Raw genomic sequence first — 2970 nt, 5'->3', positions numbered from 1 at the left:
AAGACATCCATATAGACCTCCTGACGATTGGTTTCGTTGAGCATCTCATGGCGGCCTCCCTCATAGAGCTTGAGGGTTACATCTTTAACCCCTGCGCGGAGAAGCTGACGGTAAACCTTGGCCACTCCTTTTCCATAACCGCCTACAGGATCCTGATCACCGGAAAATAGGAAGACAGGTAGGGTGACAGGAACGGTTTTTGCCCACAAGTTGTGATTGACCTTTTTCAGGAGAGTCGCCTCATCCCGGAAACCGGTTGTTGTAAAGAGAAAACCACACCAAGGATCTTGCACATATTTTTCCACTGCCTCTTCATCGCGGGAGAGCCAATCAAACTTGGTTCTCGGCGTACGGATCCTTTTGTTATAACCGCTGAAGAAAAGCTTATCCAATTTGGCGCTTTTAGCTTTAGGTCCTTTAGAGGAGATCTGACTTTCCGCCATGGAAATACCTAGATCAATCAAGGGATTGGGGCCGGCTGTACCGCTGAGGATGACACCATCCAGGCCAAAAGCGAATTTGGACATATAGTCTCTCGCTACAAAGGAACCCATACTGTGCCCCAGCAGAAAATAAGGAAGATTGCCATAGCGAGCTTTCATAATATCTGTCAGGATTTTCAAATCCTGCGAAAGCAGGTTGTGGCCTCCTTCGTAGTCAAAGAAGCCCATGGGATCCCCTGGGAGCACAGAAGCCCCGTGACCGAGATGATCGTTGCCGCACACGATAAAACCATGGTCACAAAGGAAGTTGGCAAAATCATTGTAACGGAAAACATATTCGCACATACCATGAGAAATCTGCACGATGCCCTTGACAGGACCTTCTTGTGGAGACCATATATAGTAGGCAATTTTATTTTTTTGATTGACGCTGAGAAATTCTTCTTTTTGGATACTCGACGGCATGGCCAGGCCTCCATTTCCAGAAAAAATAAAAAAGGGAAGACAGCCTCCTAGCCAAACCAAGTTTGGAAGGCGGCTTATGTAGGATTATACTTCTTTTAATTCTACCGGATGCAGTTCACCTTCTGAATCCACTGTATAAAATCCTATGTTTTTATTGCGAAATTTGCGCCACAGTTTTTGAAGAATGCTGTTTTCCTGCTGCGGCATACCAGTAATCACATTAGCTACCCGATTTTCACGGATATACCGAATCAGGCATTTGAGGGAATCACTGTCATAATAGACCGTCATGACAGCGTTATTTTGCTTAGAAACATCAAATAGATGCTCCAATGCATCACCGTTAGCGGGAAGGGAAGGGCTGGCAATGTGAAGAGCGTTCAGATCGGTATTGGAGAGGTCAGCAACAACCCGTCCTGCCCGGATCAGCCTTTCACATCGGTATTGGTTGGTCACACAGACCAGGGTTTGCTGTTTTTGCCGCAGTTCCAGCTCATCAGTGCCGCTGGGGTTATTATGAAACATCAAGGTGAAAAACCTCCACAACATCCGCATAGGCGGAGTGATCTGCATCTATCCGAAATAAAGCACAATTTTTGATGCAATTTAACTAATAGTTTTCTGTTTGACAATGTCATTATACAACATAATTGTTAATAAACTATAGACTTTTCAAAAAACGTCAGGGGATAAAAAGAAAACCATTTGAGAATAGACCGTAAAAAAAGAAGAATTTTGCCAAAAAGAAAAGGCCGCTTCTAAGCGGCCTTTTCAAAGACTGTTAAAGGTTGGGAGCAGTTGTAAAAACGGCAGTCAACACTTTATCGGAATAGTTGATCAGCTGGTAGGGGGTATGCTCCGGAATAAACATGGTATCGCCTTCCTCCACATGGAAGACTTCTTGGGTGGCGGGAATAAAGAAGGTAATGGGGCCTTCTTTCACATAGAGGACAGTGTCGCCGTCTGATTCCATGACCTCACTTGCCCTGGATCCAGTTCCGCCAGAGGGAATAATCATTTCACCCACATGGACAAAATCGTTGCTGATAAACAGATTGATTTTAATGGGATAAGTTTTGCCATAGATGGTATGCAAGCAGTTTTGAGAGGTTACTTTGAAAAGTTCACCGGTCGCACGGGCGGAAGGGCCGTCGACTGGGAATTTTCCCACATCTTGAATGTTCATTCTTTGCCCTCCTCCTTTTCATATTTCAGCAGTTTCATGGTGTCGTAATAACCGTCTGGCGGGCCGCTTTCCTCCCACATCTTGGGCGCGATCACAAAGAAAATAACCGCTTTTTTATTGGTGAAATTATAGGCCTTATGGGGGCCTCCTTGGGGAGAAGAATGACCTCACCAGCGGAGACGTCCTCAACCTGTCCCAATTTGGGATTGAACATGGTGACGGTGCCTTCCAGCACATAATATACTTCATCGCCGGAATGGACATCTACAGGATCAAAGGTGCTGCCAGGGGCGAGCTGATATTGACCGCAGGTCAGATGATCTGTGCTGGCGAAAATCCAGTTTAGGTCACTGGCATGGGGCCTTTCCGGTGTGTAGATGAACTTAGGGCAGTCGGCCTTGGTAACCATAGTTGGCTTTTTTTCTCCCGGCATGCAGGGGAATTTGCCGAAATAGGAAGGCGATTTGGCCATAGTTCTTCACTCCTTTTCTTTATTAGTATGTACTTACATTATATCACAATATGATTGCTTTTAGATACAGAAGAATTTTGAAGGATTTTGGGCAACTTGATGAAAAGCAAAAAACCAGATGGAATTTATTCCATCTGGTTTTTGCTTGGAACATCGCAACACTTATAGATGCCACGGCCTTCGCCCACTCGCAAACGTCTTGCCTATTATTTTTTACTCCACAGGAGATAGGTCTTCGCTATGAGCCTCCAGAGCTTCGATGCGGTGATCCTGCGTCAAGATCTCCATCTGGCTGATGGCGATGGCGTTGAGCTTTGTCAGCCGCTCGGCCTGAGACATTCCTTCGCTGATGAACACGGCATTCAGGTTCTCCAGATTGGAAAGGCAGACCAGCTGAGAGACAT

4 protein-coding genes and 1 pseudogene are annotated in these 2970 nt (G+C 45.7%); all 5 read right to left on the bottom strand.

The genetic code is table 11. The annotated features are described in order from the left end of the window. On the bottom strand, positions 1-908 hold a 908-nt coding region (locus tag ACZ25G_RS07565; protein WP_463682048.1), incomplete at its 3' end, for an alpha/beta fold hydrolase. Positions 909-992: 84 nt separating this feature from the next. Further along, positions 993-1436 (bottom strand): adenine nucleotide alpha hydrolase family protein, encoded by a 444-nt coding sequence (locus tag ACZ25G_RS07560; protein ID WP_191483285.1) that lies wholly within the window; start codon positions 1434-1436, stop codon positions 993-995. 253 nt (positions 1437-1689) lie between these two features. Next, positions 1690-2094 (bottom strand): hypothetical protein, encoded by a 405-nt coding sequence (locus ACZ25G_RS07555; RefSeq protein ID WP_463682047.1) that lies wholly within the window; start codon positions 2092-2094, stop codon positions 1690-1692. A 91-nt stretch (positions 2095-2185) separates the two neighbouring features. Further along, positions 2186-2566 carry a cupin domain-containing protein gene (locus ACZ25G_RS07550; RefSeq protein ID WP_463682046.1) on the bottom strand — a complete coding sequence of 127 codons (381 nt, stop codon included), beginning with the start codon at positions 2564-2566 and terminating at the stop codon, positions 2186-2188. A gap of 213 nt (positions 2567-2779) precedes the next feature. After that, a pseudogene (locus ACZ25G_RS07545) lies at positions 2780-2970 on the bottom strand (KilA-N domain-containing protein); the annotation flags it as partial.

This window comes from Zongyangia sp. (genome assembly GCF_965361945.1).
The sequence above is the reverse complement of the archived record's forward strand: the minus strand, read 5'-3'. Positions and strand labels throughout refer to the sequence as shown.

What these genes read in the sequence shown, in the direction of transcription:
- ACZ25G_RS07555 (WP_463682047.1), bottom strand. Translation starts at nt 2,094, where the DNA reads ATGAACATTCAAGATGTGGGAAAATTCCCAGTCGACGGCCCTTCCGCC.
- ACZ25G_RS07550 (WP_463682046.1), bottom strand. Translation starts at nt 2,566, where the DNA reads ATGGCCAAATCGCCTTCCTATTTCGGCAAATTCCCCTGCATGCCGGGA.